The sequence below is a fragment of the Paenibacillus sp. SZ31 genome, from assembly GCF_012912005.1.
Classification (GTDB): domain Bacteria; phylum Bacillota; class Bacilli; order Paenibacillales; family Paenibacillaceae; genus Paenibacillus.
The window spans coordinates 268153-284857 of the sequence record NZ_JABBEA010000001.1; the positions used below are offsets into that span (position 1 = coordinate 268153).

General features: G+C 45.1%; 14 protein-coding genes and 1 pseudogene. 3 read left to right on the forward strand and 12 right to left on the reverse strand.

Annotation, left to right across the window (positions count from 1 at the left end; translation table 11 throughout):
• Positions 1–71 precede the first annotated feature (71 nt).
• The 9 genes and pseudogenes from HF638_RS01310 to rpiA all read right to left on the reverse strand — a co-directional run bounded on the left by HF638_RS01310 (position 72) and on the right by rpiA (position 7937).
• Positions 72–509, reverse strand: a complete 438-nt coding sequence (locus HF638_RS01310; RefSeq protein WP_036609514.1) for a GNAT family N-acetyltransferase — start codon at positions 507–509, stop codon at positions 72–74.
• Positions 510–572: 63 nt separating this feature from the next.
• Positions 573–1559 carry an N-acetylglucosamine kinase gene (locus HF638_RS01315; protein WP_169478540.1) on the reverse strand — a complete coding sequence of 329 codons (987 nt, stop codon included), beginning with the start codon at positions 1557–1559 and terminating at the stop codon, positions 573–575.
• 66 nt (positions 1560–1625) lie between these two features.
• Positions 1626–2339, reverse strand: a complete 714-nt coding sequence (locus tag HF638_RS01320) for a class I SAM-dependent methyltransferase (protein ID WP_169478541.1) — start codon at positions 2337–2339, stop codon at positions 1626–1628.
• 124 nt (positions 2340–2463) lie between these two features.
• A complete protein-coding gene (locus HF638_RS01325) occupies positions 2464–3441 on the reverse strand; it encodes an alpha/beta hydrolase (protein ID WP_169478542.1) in 978 nt (325 codons plus the stop codon).
• Positions 3442–3478: 37 nt separating this feature from the next.
• Positions 3479–5194 (reverse strand): ATP-binding protein, encoded by a 1716-nt coding sequence (locus HF638_RS01330; protein ID WP_169478543.1) that lies wholly within the window; start codon positions 5192–5194, stop codon positions 3479–3481.
• 12 nt (positions 5195–5206) lie between these two features.
• On the reverse strand, positions 5207–6295 hold the full coding sequence (locus HF638_RS01335; RefSeq protein WP_169478544.1) for a cobalamin B12-binding domain-containing protein: 1089 nt from the start codon (positions 6293–6295) through the stop codon (positions 5207–5209).
• Between the two features lie 281 nt (positions 6296–6576).
• The gene (locus tag HF638_RS01340) at positions 6577–7038 is read right to left on the reverse strand and encodes a MarR family winged helix-turn-helix transcriptional regulator (protein WP_169478545.1); all 462 of its coding nucleotides are present in this window, start codon (positions 7036–7038) and stop codon (positions 6577–6579) included.
• Between the two features lie 15 nt (positions 7039–7053).
• Positions 7054–7251, reverse strand: a pseudogene (locus HF638_RS01345) (GNAT family N-acetyltransferase); the annotation flags it as partial.
• Between the two features lie 14 nt (positions 7252–7265).
• On the reverse strand, positions 7266–7937 hold the full coding sequence (gene rpiA / locus HF638_RS01350) for a ribose-5-phosphate isomerase RpiA (protein ID WP_169478546.1): 672 nt from the start codon (positions 7935–7937) through the stop codon (positions 7266–7268).
• A gap of 510 nt (positions 7938–8447) precedes the next feature.
• On the opposite strand from rpiA, the gene HF638_RS01355 reads away from it, so the two are divergent.
• Positions 8448–10190, forward strand: coding sequence for a methyl-accepting chemotaxis protein (locus HF638_RS01355; protein WP_169479119.1), 1743 nt, complete (start codon positions 8448–8450; stop codon positions 10188–10190).
• Between the two features lie 79 nt (positions 10191–10269).
• Positions 10270–13944 (forward strand): non-ribosomal peptide synthetase family protein, encoded by a 3675-nt coding sequence (locus tag HF638_RS01360; protein WP_169479120.1) that lies wholly within the window; start codon positions 10270–10272, stop codon positions 13942–13944.
• Between the two features lie 125 nt (positions 13945–14069).
• Here the strand turns inward: HF638_RS01360 and HF638_RS01365 are convergent, their stop codons facing one another.
• The 3 genes from HF638_RS01365 to HF638_RS01375 all read right to left on the reverse strand — a co-directional run bounded on the left by HF638_RS01365 (position 14070) and on the right by HF638_RS01375 (position 16016).
• Entirely contained in the window at positions 14070–14690 is a 621-nt protein-coding gene (locus HF638_RS01365; protein WP_248277992.1) for a TraX family protein, read from the reverse strand.
• A gap of 77 nt (positions 14691–14767) precedes the next feature.
• The gene (locus tag HF638_RS01370; RefSeq protein ID WP_348982053.1) at positions 14768–15268 is read right to left on the reverse strand and encodes a GNAT family N-acetyltransferase; all 501 of its coding nucleotides are present in this window, start codon (positions 15266–15268) and stop codon (positions 14768–14770) included.
• A 268-nt stretch (positions 15269–15536) separates the two neighbouring features.
• Positions 15537–16016, reverse strand: a complete 480-nt coding sequence (locus HF638_RS01375; protein WP_169478548.1) for an RbsD/FucU family protein — start codon at positions 16014–16016, stop codon at positions 15537–15539.
• A gap of 256 nt (positions 16017–16272) precedes the next feature.
• Between HF638_RS01375 and HF638_RS01380 the strand changes: the two genes are divergently transcribed.
• A complete protein-coding gene (locus HF638_RS01380) occupies positions 16273–16695 on the forward strand; it encodes a MarR family winged helix-turn-helix transcriptional regulator (RefSeq protein ID WP_169478549.1) in 423 nt (140 codons plus the stop codon).
• The last annotated feature ends 10 nt before the right edge of the window (positions 16696–16705 follow it).

A 16705-nucleotide genomic window follows, 5' to 3' on the forward strand; every position in this document is an offset into this window, starting at 1 on the left:
TCATTGCCAAATCCAACATCCTGTAATGATTATGATCCATATATTTCTTAAAGTAATAAAATGCCTCTGTGCTACTCTTCGTCTGTATCTTCCTCTTTTTCAAGCACACAACGGAATCGCTCCACACCTGGGTATAATTCACCCAGACTATATACCACAAACCCCGTATTCCGATAAAACTCGACGGCTTCCAGCTCGGTCTCAGCAATCAGTCTATCAGGGTTGTATGTTGCCAACAGTTGTGAGATCATACCACGTCCATAATTTTTAAAGCGGTTTTCAGGCAAAACCGAGATATGATGAATGGTAACCTCACTTGTTCCTGTCTTCTCATATCCAATCAGACCGATCAATTGTCCCTCATCTTCGTAACCTCCCATTTGCAATTCGTCTTTCTCTACATATTGTTGCAACGCACGGTTCAGATGATCCGGATCAGGAAAGACCGAGTAAGACAATAGCTCCTGCACTTCCGGCTCCTGTATGCGTGATTTCAAATTAATTAACACCTTGATTCCTCCTATACCTTGCTTGTTTCCGTTATCGTATTGTAGTCGTTAGCCTCTCAAAGTTCAAGTCGTATAACGATTCAGCTCGCATTGAAGCATAGCCGGGATGTTATCCGACACCTTGATTTGCGCCAAATGATAGGCATCCAGCAATGCACCGCCAACTGCTGACAAGTTGCTGGTTATGTATTGAACTCTTTTCCCTTTGGGCCTATAGGCAGCATCCAGTCCTTTCCGAACAGCATCCACCATATATGATGAACTTAGACAGCTTCCGGTAAGCGTCATGGACACTGTTGGCTGATCGAAACAGGATCCTAGCATGAGGATTCCCACAACAGCCGTATCGGCAGCTGAATCACATACCTTAACCGCGAGCGGAATATTCCGGGCAGCAGCTTCGGTTACCAAAGGTGCCATTTGACCAAACCTCCGATTGGTGGCCTGTTTATTTTCAGCAAAACCAGACACCCCCAGCGCAGCAAGCTCTCGAATAGAGCTTACATGCCAATACGTTAACACCTGCTCAATCCATTCCTGATCCTGCAGCTCATAACGTCCTGCCAGTATCGCGTGAACCGTGTCGTAAGCCAAAAAACGTGCTGCTGTCGGCGCATAATGACCAAACTGATCGTTGCGGAGCCAAGCTCCCTGTTCCGTTCTGCCAAGGATCAGAGAGCCTGTACCTCCAATGGCGACAATACCTGGCTCATCGTTGAATGCCGCTGTATGTGCGATAAGCGTATCGTTTACTGCACTGATTCTGCCTGTAATCCCCGTTCGAGCAAGTAACGCTTCAGCCCAAACCGTATCTTCAGGCTCATTCAAGCCTGCCATCCCTGCCTGAATGGAGGCGATCTGATCTAATTGGACTCCAGCCTGAGTTATGGCTTCAGCGATACCCTCCAGCACATTTTGCTCGGCATGGGTATCGTGATAGCGGTTGCAACCATTCTTTTGCACATAGGATAAAATCTTCCCGTTCTGATCTGCGACAGCCACACGCGTGTGGCTTCCTCCTCCATCCATCCCAATCACGTATGTATTCATCCTTAACTATCCCCTTCCCAACGAACAATAAGAGTGCCGGGCTATTACTAGGTCCCGGCAGAGAGTTTATTGCTTTTGTACAGCGAAACGAAGCAGTTCACAACGAAACTGTGTTGGTTCATCATACTTTTCTTCTTCAATCGTCTGTGTAACATGTTCTTGAAGTAGAATATTCCAACCTTTGTAGGCATCCTCGAGCAAAGCGATCGCTTCAACTGTCGGCAGATTCAGTTCAATTAACGGCTCAATTTCGCGGCCTGTATTGATTTCTGTTTCTTCCACATTCGTACTCATCGTAATACAATGAATGCCACCGATTCGAGTTCCCGCTTGTAATCGTTCAAGCGTTTCCATGAAAGCTTGCTTATTCGACACATGCTCCAGACAAGAACAAGCAGCAATATAATCAAAATAGTTTGCCTCAACAGCATAATGCTCAACGTCTGCTTTTACTGCCTTCACGAGATGATCAACCTGATATTCTTTCGCATACTTGCAAAGCCCATCTACAGCCTCGTCCAGCAAATCCACACCGATGACTTCACTGTTCGTTTGTGCAAGACGCTGTGCAATGGGTATGGCATGTCTCCCGACTCCGCATCCCAGATCAAGGACACGCAGTTCCTGCTTGTGAGCAAGTAGACGTTCCAGCATATCCATAACCATTGGCATGGGCCTAGACATCCAGGTTCCTGAGGCAAATAATTCATTATTCTGATAGAAGTTGGAATGATAAACTGCCTCTGCTTTTCGCGCAGCCTCAAATTTTTCATTGCCCATCAAGACACCCCCATCGTTTAGAAAATCAACTGCACTTCTACTTAATACCCGAAATGCCACACAGAAATCAATTCATTTCCGAATACCTTTTCATGAGGGATGTACATGACTCAAGGTCACAGTTTCACTTAGCTTCTGAACTTTCGGATACAAAGCTCGAAGGTGACAGGTTCTTTTCTAAGAAGGATTCCAATACCGCTTCATATCCGGTACGATCCACCTGAAACGCTGTGCCATGACCTGCACGGGGAACGGTCAGCAATTCCTTTTCGGTTGGGCAAGCTTCATACAACCTGTACACCATTTCGGTTGGTACGAACGTATCGGCCTCACCATGGATGAACAGCACAGGCACGTTGACTTTGGCAAGTTGCTTGAGAGCGGAGGCCTCCCTGAAGGAATATCCTGCTTTCCACCTGGAGATTAGACTGGTGACAGGTATAAACGGAAATGCAGGAAGCTTGTATAATTGTTTCAACTGGAACGTCAGTTCTTCTTCCACAGATGTATACGCACAATCAGAGACAATCGCTTTCACCTGAATCGGCAGCGATTCACCACCTGTCATCAGTACGGTTGCTCCTCCCATGGATATGCCGTGCAATATGATTTCCCCTTGTGTACCCACTTTTGCAAGCACCCAGTTGGTCCACTGAACATAATCCTTCCGATCTAACCAGCCGAAACCAATGATGTCACCTTCACTCTGTCCATGACCCCGATCATCCGGCATTAACACGTTATATCCATGCTTCTCCGCATAGAATCGGGCAAATCCGGCCATTTCTCGGCCTTTCCCCGAGTAGCCATGTGCCAGAATAACCGTCTGATCTGACCCGCTATTGGAACTAAGCCATGTACCGTGCAGTTTTAATCCATCATGCGATTGAATAGATATCTCTTCTGTAGGCTGAGCATCCAGCCACTTCAGGTCAGCAGCACTGCTGATAATTTCATTGTCTGGCTCAGGCATCAGATTCGGGTTGTCTACCAAAAATGTTTTGGGCGTACGCCGAATGGCAGTTTTGAAAAAGTAGAGCCCCCCTGCCCATAGAAGAGCAAGAACGATCAGGACTAGAGCCCCAAATACGTAGAATAACATGAACGTGTCCTACCTTTCTTTCCTAATTAAGATGTGATCAATCTTTACTTACTCGTTGCAGCGCAGCACATGCCACTTGATAGGCGGGGAGCAAAGCATCAAGCAACGGTTCTGCTTTACGTGACTGGTCTTCCTTCGCGAACTGCTCTATCTGAGCGAACAAAGTCGATAGATAACGAATCCCCAGACTCAAACTCCCTGATTTCAAATCATGGGCTACCTCGGTTGCTGCTAAATGGTCCCCCGTGACAATATGTCTGCGCAGCACTTCGATCTTGCCAGGTGTGTCAGTTCGATACATGTCCAATAACATACTGAGGAGTGTACGATCACCATCTGTGTTCAATTCCGCGATCTCATGCACGATGCTCATATTGAGTACCTCTGTCGGTTCAGACGATTGCTGCCACTTCTGGATCATCGTACTTAGAATCTCCAGTGTGAACGGTTTGCCAATGAAATCATTCATCCCGGCTTCCATACACTTGTCTTTCTCTCCTTGCATGACATTTCCAGTCATCGCAATGATTGGCGTGGTATGACGCATTTCATCCATTTCTATCGAACGGATTTTGCGTGTTGCTTCCAAGCCGTCCATTAATGGCATCATATAGTCCATCAGAATCAAACTGTATTTTTTGCTAAGAAAAGCGGCTACTGCCTCTTCCCCATTCGAGACGGCGTCCACTTGGGTTATTCCCAATTTTTTGAGCTGCAACATCACAAGCTGCCGGTTAATGACATTATCATCGGCCAGCAAGACAGATACGGAAGGAGTTTCATCACGCACAACCTGGTCTTGAATCTGCTGAGACGAAGATGTGCTAGACTCGTGAACGGACTGGTTAACGTGTTTCTTGCCCAGTGCAAGTTCGAACCAGAATGTTGATCCTTCACCCTCTATACTGTCTACTCCAATCTGACCTTCCATTAGGATAACGAGCGATCTACAGATCGATAGTCCAAGACCTGTTCCTTCATACTCTCTCGAGCGTCCTCGTTCGGTCTGCATGTAGGGTTGGAATAATCGGGGCTGATCTTCTTCCGAAATACCAATGCCCGTGTCTTCAACTTCAAATCGAATCGTTTGTGTTCTCTCATCATCTCTAACAAGAGCGACTCGTATCCCTACAGAGCCTTCTGATGTGAATTTGTTCGCATTCTGAATTAGATTGATTAGAATCTGCGTAATTCGCGTTGAATCCCCTTCAAGTAAAGCAGAAATTCTGGGATCACAATCAACCGATAACTGATTTCCGTTCTTTCTGACTTGGGGGTCGAGCAAACGAACAACATAATTTATGGTCTCATGCAGATGCACTTCTCCCAGTTCAAGTTGCATCTGACCTGCCTCAATTTTGGACACATCCAGTAGATCCTGAATCAGCTTAAGCAGCAGTCTGGCAGCATCCTGTATAACAGAAACGGAATTCTCCTGTTCTTCAGACAATGGAGAAAGCTTAAGCATCTCAGCCATCCCCAATATGCCATTTAATGGCGTACGAAAATCATGACTGATACCTGCAATAAATGTGCTTTTGGATTCACTTGCATCTACTGCTTTCTGACGTGCGGCTTCAAGACTAATATTGTTCTTCGCAAGCAGACGCTGGAGTGTAACCAGTTCATTATTCATATCCGAGAATTCCGCAAGAGTCCGTTCCTCCTGCTCTCTGCTACGGATCATCTGATCCGATAACTGCTCAATCGTTCTGCGTAGCCTCTGTATCTCTCCGTTCTCATTAGACAACACATCATCCCTCTCCTAATCCCTAACCATATCAAGATGATTACATGTATCTGGCTGAGCCAGCAATTGTTCTGCAACCGCTACCGCTTCATCGGCTCCTGGCGCATAACCATCTGCTCCTATCGTTTTCCACAACTCCTGATCAATATTAAAGGGATATCCCCCAACCATAATCTTCACATGCGCCGTTGCCGGATGATGACGAATCAGATGAATCAGCTCTTTCGCCAGATGAAGATGATACGTCATCGTGACTGAGATCGCAACCACATCGCCCTGATGGCGTTCTATGGCCTCTACTACACTTCCATTGGGAACATTGGCTCCCAGATAGTGTGTATCCCAACCTTCCATCTCGAACACATCTGTGAGCATACGTAGTCCGATCTCATGTTGTTCACTGCCTACACAGGTAGCCACTAGTTTTTTATCCTGACCCGTATGAATCAGCCAGCGAGAATAAAGACGTGATATGAATGACTGGGTCGCTGCTGTACAAAAGTGTTCCTGCCCCACACTGATCTGATTGCATTGCCACAATCGACCAATTTCGTATTGGGTGGGCTGAAAGATATATCGGTAAATATCACGAATCGTCACTCCGGCTTCTAACTGAGTTTCAATGATCTCGAAGGCTTCTTTCCGTTTATTCTCAAGCAAACACTGCAAGTACGATTGTGCGGCCTCTCCATATGGCATGGATTCGTTAATGTAACCCGCTTGTGTCTCCATTTGTGTTGTTCTATATATTCCCATCTCCAAATAATCGAGCAGAAACGCCTTTGACGGATGGTCAAATTCTTCTTCCAATGTCTCTTTAATCAGATGGAGATTAATCGCCAAGTCTTCTGACGATACCTTGTAACCCTTAAGTAGAACTTTCAGCCAAGCAATATAATGCGTAAACAGTTCAGGACTCTGTACAAGCGCACTTTCAGCCAAGTAGTTCAAGCTGTACTGAGAATCCTGTTTGGTTCGCATTTTTCCGTTCTCCCCAAATCGCTCAAGTAAATCGGGCTGTCTGAGATACTGCTTTTCCGTTATTTTATCAGCCAAATTACCTGCTTCTTGAAGTAAACGTTCTCCTGCTTCTTGATGACTCATAGACGCCCCCTCCTCTACCCGCTTCACACCTCATTCATCATTGGTGACTAATCTAAAATGAGATCGATGTTAGCTAACTTCCAATCGGGATAGGTTCCTCTACTTATCCAATCCATCCATTCCGCCCTTAATAGTTATTCCATTATACATGAACTTTCGATGAGCATGTATTTACGCTATGAATGTATAGAATAATCTTCCTATATTATGGAGAAGCGTGCAAGTCACTCAGCCAGTATTTGTCTGCACCTTTCGATTTTCATAAAAAAAACTGACCTGCGTTAAGAACGCAAGTCAGTTTTCCCTTCTGCAGCCAGTCCCAGTTTCTTCAACATCTTAATCGCATCCACTTTCTCGGAAGGATCAAGTCCCTCCAAAGCATCAATGATGACCTGATGATGTTGAGGAAATATCTCTGTGAACAGTTGCCTTCCTTCCTCGGTTAATTCAGCGTAAATAACACGCCGATCTTCCTTGGATGGCCGACGAAACAGCAGTTTTTTATTTTGCAACTTATCTACAACATACGTAATATTACCACTGGACATTAACACCTTTTCACCGATCTTTTGCAAAGCCTGCGGTCCCTTATGATATAACAAATCAAGTACACCAAATTCTGTCGTATTCAGTCCGTGACTCTGGATGTCCCGATTGGAACGTGAGGTCACAGAATTGTAGGCTCGAACAAGAACCACGAATAATTGTAAAGACAGTTCCCGGTTGTCCTCCGTGTTCAGCATTTCAATAATCCTCCATCAGTTGTTTACATTTCGGCTCGCATTAGAGGACAGCTTCTGCTCCCACTCCTCGCGAAGCATTCCCATACGAATTGAATCATAGTACTCCCCGCGAACGATACGACACTTCCGCATTCGCCCCTCCACCTGTAATCCGGCTTTTGCAGCCGAGCGCATCATTCGTTCATTGCCAGACCATGTGGTCAGTCCAACCCGAACCCACTTCCATATTAAGAACGATGAAGCTCTTCGATACTTCCGTCTGCATTGGCAAGAATGACTGTGCTAGCCATATCCACAAATAGTCCGTTATCAACAACACCTGGTAACATGTTCAATTGAACATTCAGTTCTGCAGCATGATCAATCACTTCCATGTGGCAATCCGCAATCAGGTTTCCGTTGTCTGTCAGATAACGCTGCTCTCCATCCATGCGCCACTGTGGTCGACACCCCAGTTTTTCGAGCGCCTGGTAGGTCCACTCTGAAGCAAATGGAACAACCTCAACTGGCAACGGGAATTCACCCAACTTTTGCACTGCTTTGCTGCCATCCGCTACAATAATCAGTTTGTCACTATTGGCCGCCACGATTTTTTCACGCAAAAGAGCCCCGCCGCCACCTTTAATCAGGTTAAATTCGGGATCTACTTCATCTGCGCCATCAATGGTCAGATCCAGACGTCCAATCTGGTCAAATGGAACGATGGGAATACCCCATTCCCGAGCAAGCTTGTCCGAAGCTTCCGAAGTGGCAACCGCTTGAATATTCAATCCATCGCGTACCCGCTCACCGATCCGGCAGATGGCATAATAAGCTGTTGAACCTGTACCTAATCCAACCTTCATCCCATCTTCAACATATTCTGCCGCACGCTCCGCTGCTATCTGTTTAAGATTCATCTATAAACCCCCGCCTGCTCATAATTTGAGAAATGCATATGTAGTTATTATAGATAAAACCGCTTCCGATGTATATCCGTGCCTTATGTTGCATCTTTGATCTTATTTTTTCCAATGTTTAAGGATGTATTTTTGCCCACCATGTTATAGAATACAGAATGAAGCTAAAAAATGGGAAATTTTTAAATAAACAGTTCTAAATACCTATAATTCATCAGATATGTCCATAAATACGTAAAATATTAAAAAAAATTTAACGATACTATTCAATTTAACGACATTTTATACGACATATTAATTATAGATGTGTTTTAATAATTAGACACCTATGGTTCATACGGTACATAAGTCTCTACGAAAGCGACTAATAAACCAAGACCATGGTCGCATAAATTTCCTTTGGAGGGGATAACGGAATGATCTAGTTCACTGTACCAAAGCAACCCTAAAGTTTCTTAATTCAAAGAAGATCAGGAGTGGAATTTAGTGAAATCATTAAGTTGGAAAAGCATGTCGTTTTTCTCCAAAAACTTGTTACTCTCATTTACCAATATCATTATCATCGGGGTAGCACTGATTGCAAGCAGTTACTATTTTCAAAAAACAGTTCTTGTTGATCAGCTGCATGGACAGGTGGAACAAATTACCAAAAAATGGGCTGAAGATATCAATCCCACCGAAGTACAAGCTGCTATTGCGGAAGGCAGCTATGATGGAGCAACACAAACAAAATTACGAGCGTATTTCGATGAAATGCAAGAATATTATCCTAACATTGCACAAGCCTACATCTTCGGTGTTGAACTTGGTGGCGATAACAAGAGGCTAACTTCCCTTGTAGCGATGCCGACCAATCTAAGAGAGGCTTTTCAAAGTGAGAACGTAAATATCGGTGACATGTATGAGCAGCCAGTCGTTGTAGCCAATGCGCTGAAAGAAATGCTCAATACGGATCGTCCAACCTTCACAACGTTCTATTCTGATGATTTCGGAACATGGACAACCATTGCATATCCAATTAAAGACAGCAACGGAAAGATCTTCTCCTATTTTGCCATCGATGCAGATGCAACAGCCGTACCGGCAGGACTGAACTCCTTGCTTAAGAACGGAATTATCATCTTGGTGGCCTTCTTGCTATTATTCCTGATTATCCAATACCTTGTGGTTAAAAACACACTTTCCCCTATCCGTCACTTGATCAAAGGAATTGATGACGTAAGTCGGGGTAATTTGAATGTCAACATTCCGACAGGCAAGGACGATCTGGGACTCGTTAACGAGAAGTTCAACACGATGGTTCGCAAAATCAACGATACTATCGTAAAAGTGCAAATCACATCGCAAGAAGTGAATCAATCTGCCAAAGAACTATATGAAGTTTCTGAACGTAACAGTGAAAATGCAGATTCTATCAATAACAATGTTACCCAAATCACGTCCAACATTCGTTCACAGGAACAGGCAACCCGGGATAGTGCACGTGCCATGTCCGAGATGGCTACTGTAATCCAGACGATTGCCAGCAGCTCCGCAAGTGTAGCGGATGAAGCTTATGAGATGGAACGTCGTTCACAACAAGGTAACAGCGTTGTCCGTCAGGTATCTGAGCAGATGAATCTGATTACGGAATCGGTTAAGAATACAGCTTCTGCCATTGATGTTCTGGAGAGTCGTTCACAGGAAATCGGCGATATTCTTAATATTATCTCGGGAATCTCAAGCCAGACGAACTTGCTTGCCCTTAATGCATCCATTGAAGCAGCACGTGTCGGTGAAGAAGGAAGAGGATTTGCAGTTGTCGCAGGTGAAGTACGCAAACTTGCCGAACAGTCTGAACAAGCGACCAGCCAGGTGGGCGTATTGATCCAAGAGATTCAAGCTGGAATTAAACAAGCTGTACGTGCTATGGAACAAGGTACGTCAGAAGTAGATACAGGGCTCAGTGTAGCCGATCAAACAGGACAATTGTTCGAAGATATTTTAGAAGCAGCGAAAAAAGTGTCTAATCAGATTCAGGAAGTTTCAAGCGCGACAGAGGAAATCTCTGCAGGTACGGAGGAAATGACCGCTACAGCAGATGACTTGTCTTCAAGCGTAAGTAAGACAGCAAATAGCAGTGAACAAATCTCCTCATCTGTTGATGAGCAAAAAGCATCTTTGATTACACTGGTAGACTCCTCCACACGCCTTAATAACATGTCTGAGGAACTCCAAGAACTGATCTCTCATTTTAATGTAAGCAAACAATAATTCAAATCCACAAACATTCGGTTTGAACCAAGGAGGAATAACTGAAGTGATTGAAAACCAATCATCATCTTCCCATTCCATGGAATCTAGCTTGCCGGTTCTGCAGATTCCACTGGATTTTGGGCGACGTCAACAATCATTCTCTTATCAATCTGCTCAAATTACATTAAATGCTTCTCTGAGTCGTGATCTTAAACAGAAGTTTGGAGAACAGATGGTGTACCCGGTACTCCTCTCAGCTTATGCAGCCTTGTTATTCCGATTGTCAGCTGAACAGGAACTTGCCATAGGTGTACTAGCTCCCGATCAGGCAGCTTCCTATCTCTCATTACAGATTCAAGGCAAATTGACCTTTGGCGAACTATGTCATCAGGTTTCAGAGCAGCTCAAGATTGACTACACGCTGCAAACCGGTGGATATCCTGAAACGTTGTTTATGCTGAATAGCGTACAGTTGCCTCAAGCGCCTCAAATATTGAATTGGAACGTTCGAGATGATCAGAACATGCTCATTCTCGATCTGTTCTATGACAGTTCACTGTTGAAAGAGTCTACCGTGTTGAGATATGCAGAATACTATCAGACTCTTCTACTTGCCCTCTTGCGTGACGGTGAAAAAGCAATCGGTGCGGTGGATATTCTTTCCGCCTCTGATCGGTTGCTGTACCGTGAAATGAATGATACTTCCGTTCTCGAACCAGCGAATCAGACGGTTCACGGCTGGTTTGAAGCAACGGCGGCAGCATATCCGGATTCACCGGCGATTACCTCGCCATCCGCACGTTATACGTACAGAGAATTGAATGAACGAGCTAATCAGGTTGCACGTGTTCTAATATCCAATGGATTGCAAAAAGGTGAATTCGTCAGTATCTTTATGGATCGAAGTCTGGAAACCATCATCTCCCTGCTCGGTATTCTAAAGGCAGGTGGTGCATATGTTCCGATCGACCCAGAGCATCCACAAGAACGTAACAGCTATATTGTGGAAGATACGGCGTCATCATTCGTTCTGACAACGGAGGCTTCTTATGACCAAGCTTCCAGCTTGTTCTCCAGTATAGCTACTGTCCGCCAGATTCTCGCTGTGGATGGTCGTCTAGCCGGATTTGCGGCAAGCAACCCCAATCTCGATATTCAACCAGATGATCTTGCCTATATCATCTATACGTCAGGGTCAACAGGTAAGCCCAAAGGTGCGCTGATTGCCCATCGGGGTGTAACCAATCTTGGCAGTGTCGTTCAGCGTGATTGTGACATTCAACCAGGTGATGTATTAACCCAGTTTGCTACATACAGCTTCGATGCATCCGTGTGGGATACCATTGGCGCCTTGTTCTATGGAGCAGAATTATATCTGTTGTCTGCGGAAGAACGCGTATCTGTTGAAGAATTCGCAAGTGCAATTGAACGGACAGGAACAACCATCATTACAATACTGCCTACGATTTTCTTTAATCAGCTCGCTTCCTACTTATCTGAAGAAGGTTTCCACAAGTTGGCCAAAGTCAGAATCATTACTGTAGCCGGAGAAGCTCTCTATGGTGAACAGGTTCGTGCCTTCCAGCGCAAATTCGGAAACCAGATTGATATTGTTAATGTGTACGGACCTACCGAATGTACAGTAGCCACAGCCACTCACCGCATCAGTGAGCAAGTTCCCGAACATGTAGTAAATATCCCTATCGGTAAACCGATTCATAACTACAAAGTATACATTGTGAATGAAGAACATCAGCTCTGTCCGGTAGGTGTACCTGGTGAGGTATATATTTCTACCCCTGCACTGGCCAAAGGTTATCTGAATCAGCCAGAACGAACAGAACAAGCATTCATTGAGAATCCGTTTGCGATAGGTGAGAAAATCTACAAGTCTGGCGATATTGCCAAATTGCTGGACACGGGGTTACTGGAATATGTCGGTCGCAGTGACTCACAGCTAAAAATTCGTGGTCACCGGATTGAGATCGGAGAAATTGAAGATCACTTTGCTCGCCTGGATCAGATCCAGAACGTTGCCGTCATTCCGAAGAAAGAATCCGACGGACAAAATATGCTGGTGGGTTACTTTACATCGAAAGATGGCAGTACCCTATCTGTTGCGGATATCAAGGCAGAATTGACAGAAAAACTGCCTTCTTATTTTGTACCAAAGTGGATCTGTCAGCTGGATGAAATGCCGATTGCTCCGACTGGGAAAATCAATCGCAAAGCGATGGTATCCCTGCCTCATGTGGAACGACATGAAGATCGCCCTGACCGGGTCATGCCTGAGACGGAAACGGAATCCATTATCCTGGACGCATGGAAAGAAATTCTTCAACACGATGACTTCGGTGTCGAAGACAGCTTCTTCAATGTAGGTGGTGATTCTCTCCGGGTCATTCATGTACTGGTCATTCTGAAGCCGCATTATCCACAGCTGAAAATTGCCGACTTCTTTGCCGAGAAAACAGTCCGTGCTCTCGCTCGTCGCGTGGAAATACTATCTCAAAGTGCAGCAGAAGTTACGCATTCGGCAGTGACGGATGGCATGATTACTCAATTATCAGAACATCCTGTGGAACTGGCGTCCCAGTTGGGGTATCCGCTCATTCGTGAACCTGAGCATGTGTTACTGACCGGAGCAACTGGTTATCTGGGCTCTCATGTGCTGCAACAGTTAATTCTGAATTCCAGTACACGAATCTACACGCTGGTTCGTCGACCATCCAATGGAATAACTGCAATGGAACGTTTGACTAAAGTGCTGGAAGGATATTTCGGCAAACAACTGACTGATCAACTCGCGGCTCGCGTGGAGATTATTGAAGGGGATCTCGAACAACCTAATCTCGGTCTGTCGGCTGAACAAACGGCTTATGTCCAGGAACGAATTGACCGTGTCATCCACTGTGCTGCAGACGTACGTCATTTTGGGGATGCCGAGCAGTTCACCAAAACGAACGTGGCAGGAACAGTCGCATTGTTGGATCTGATTCGCAGCAAACCAGGGGCTTCCTTCCACCATGTATCCACGATGGGTATTCCGGAAGATCTCGCACTCAGCGGACAATGGGAATCCTCACTGCAATATGATCGATTCCCGGCTGACTTGCATGTGGACAACCTGTATTCAGACAGCAAGCTTGAAGCCGAGAAAGTGCTCATGATTGCCGCCGAAGAAGGGGTACCTGTCAGCATCTATCGTGCAGGTAATCTCACGTGTCACTCTGAGACTGGACGCTTCCAGTCCAATATTGATAGCAACGCCTTCTATCGTATGTTCAAAGCGATGTTGTTGCTCGGCAAGGCGCCTGCTGCTGATTGGATGGTTGATTTTACACCTATCGATTATGCAAGTGAAGCTATCGTTCATCTGGCCTTGCGTCAGGATACAGCCGGTCGTGTATTCCACATCTGTAATCCGGAGCCAATCCGCTATGATGAGCTGATCCGTTCGGTGAATCGGGCTGGTTATGAAGTCGAAACGCTACCTATCGCGGATTACACACGTTGGTTATTCGATGCCAGCATCATCAAGGAGCCTGAAGCTCTTCAGTTGGCTATTGCGCAGCTTGAAGGAGACGGAGCCAAGGATTCAGCTTATGTCTATGCCTGCCCTGTCACAACGGCTTATGTGGAACCTGCCGGAATCTCATGTGCGAAAACAGATGATCGCTTCATCTCCGCCATGTTAGACTACGCCGTTCAGATTGGATATTTCCCGTCTGCAATCCGGCGCCATAACGGCACTTCTACAGCAATGGAGTAAGTTCCGTGAAGTTCAACTTTAACGAATAGGAACACGCAGAAGCCACCTCATCGTCATTCACTGACGAGAAGGTGGCTTCTTTACTTCGCATTTTCAGACATTTTTAACGTTTCTAGATCAATCTTTTACACCCAGCGGATTATTGCAATGATGGCGAGATGCGCTGGATAGAAATAACGCCACACCCAACGCGGCCCCTTCATGCGGAATCCTGCTTGGTAGTACTGAGCAATGGCAATGCCAGCGGTTGCCAGCACGCTATACATTTGCACAGAGCTGTTATGCAGCAGAAGATATAGTGCATTTAACACGACATGTGCCACGACAAGCACAGGACCCTGGAAATAACGGAATAACAGGACCAATAATAACCCATATATCCCGTAATCCATCTGGCTAATTTCCATGAACCAACCTGCTCCAATGACGATTGGAATAGACAATAGACGGGATGGCAGCTTATCGATAACAAAAAGTACCAAAAGAGCCGACCACAGGGTCCATACTACATTCAAAGAGTAATGATTAAACGCCGCCATGAACGGCACTTGCGATATAACTGCAATCCAGAACAACCGCCATATGTATTTTTGTACGTCTCGTGTATGTTTATACCCGATATACACTGCAAAAGCATAGATTGGAAAAGCGATACGACCTATGATTCTCAGTTCTATAATATGCGGAAAAAAGACAGCCCCTATATGATCAATCAACATCGTGATCATGGCAATCCACTGCATCATGTTGCGACTCCCCTCCCTCTTTTCCGACGACACGATTCTGCCATTCATTTATATAATGCGTCTTTTTGAGCAACCTCTTATACATTAAGTTCATAATACATGAATTTGGTATCCTGTGCATATCCTTCGGATTCATATAAAGCTTGCGCTTGCTTGTTAGTTAATTCAGTAGAGAGCGATATACGAAGGACTCCACGCTCAAATGCCAATCGTTTGGCTGATTGCAACAGTTTCCTTGCAATGCCTTGCTGACGATAATCCGGATGCACATACAGATCATTAAGCACCCAGATAGGCCCCATCGATACCGAGCTGAAGCTGGGATACAGTTGAACGAATCCGGTACAATTCAAGCCATTCGAGAGTGCCTTATCGTTGCTTTCAGGTGTGTCATGATCACTTACCACATCTGTTTCTGCTACCAAAATTACTGATTCATCGCGTTCCATTCGTTCTTTAATATACTGACATGCTGCCTCAATGTCAGCATGTTGGTTGTAGAACATCCGGTATTCATTGAACAATCGTACCACTTCGTTAAGATCCGCAAGACCTGCATGTCTGATTCGGTGCTGCACTATCATTCAACTCCTTTGGGATAGAGACCAATCGTCTCATCGTTTGTGTGCCTTTCTATTGTAAAACAATCCCTTCCCTTTCCCCATTCATCATCTGCATCAAAGTTTGTAGTATCTTGGACATTGATTGGCTATTCGTTCATATGCTCTTCCAATTTGCATCTTGCTTATCGAGTCCATGGAAATTATGTACAATTGTTATATTGACTTCGTATTGGCAAAAATAAAAAGGCGACCAAAGCATCTGCTGCTCCGTCGCCGTAATTCTTCAGTTCGAGTTCGATCCAGCATTCTGCTGTTCCTGACCAGGATCAGCATCGGGGAAAATGACACCTTTCTTCAAAATCAGATTGGCATATTGCGCGCGCTCACCAGTTGCAACAATCACATAGGCACGCGAAGCACGTTCATAAAAATCAAATCGCTCTTCATGTTCGAACGCATCCGTAATGCCTTCGTATTCTTCAATCAACCGGCGGTAGTCTTCCCATATGATCGGTATCACCTGATCCCCTTCCACAACCTGCATGACAGCAGCGGGACGCTCGGCATAGGTATCCAGTGGATATAATTGCAGGATGGCTTCTAGCAGTTCGACGACTCCCAGTGCATCACAGCGTACCAGTCGCTCGGCATGACTGGCTGCCGGGAAATTGCCATCCGCCAGAACCAGCTCGTCACCATGCCCCATTTCAGACATGATTTTGAGTAACTCCGGAGGAATTATTGCGGGAATATTTTTTAGCATGCACAGCTCTCCTTGGTCATCTCCAACATCGGTTAGAGCGAATTGGTTTTCTCCATTCTTTAAGCACTCTGGACATTGCTTCCATAGAAGCGGTTTCATTACTATTCTAACAGTATTTTTGGATCATTGCACAGCGTACACGTTGGTTCGATATGAGAATATTTCATTTTGACAAAAATACTTGTTTACCATATAGTTGTTATAACAACTAATTGATTGGAACATTTTATAATAGAAAGCGAGGTCTCACAATCACATGGACTATACACTGGAACAATCTGTTGGATTCATGCTGGGTTTCACGCATCGTAAAGCAGTAGCTTTACTTGCTACGCGGTTCAAACCTTATGATATTACGACAGAGCAATTTTCTGTCCTTTTTAATGTTGACCGAGGTGAAGGTGTGAATCAAAAGGAGCTCGCTGCACGTGTCTTCAAAGACCAACCCACCACGGCCCGGATTATTGATCTGCTTGAGAAAAAGGGTTGGGTAGAACGTCGGACCAGCGAACAGGATCGCAGAGCCTATCTGTTATATCTCACCAAGGAAGGCAAAGCGTTAATTGATATCCTCGTTCCGATTGAAAGAGAAATGAATAAAGAACTTGCTGAAGGTGTATCGGAAGACCAGATGGAAGCATTTAAACATACTCTTTCCCTCATTAACCGCAATCTGTAATGAATCACAA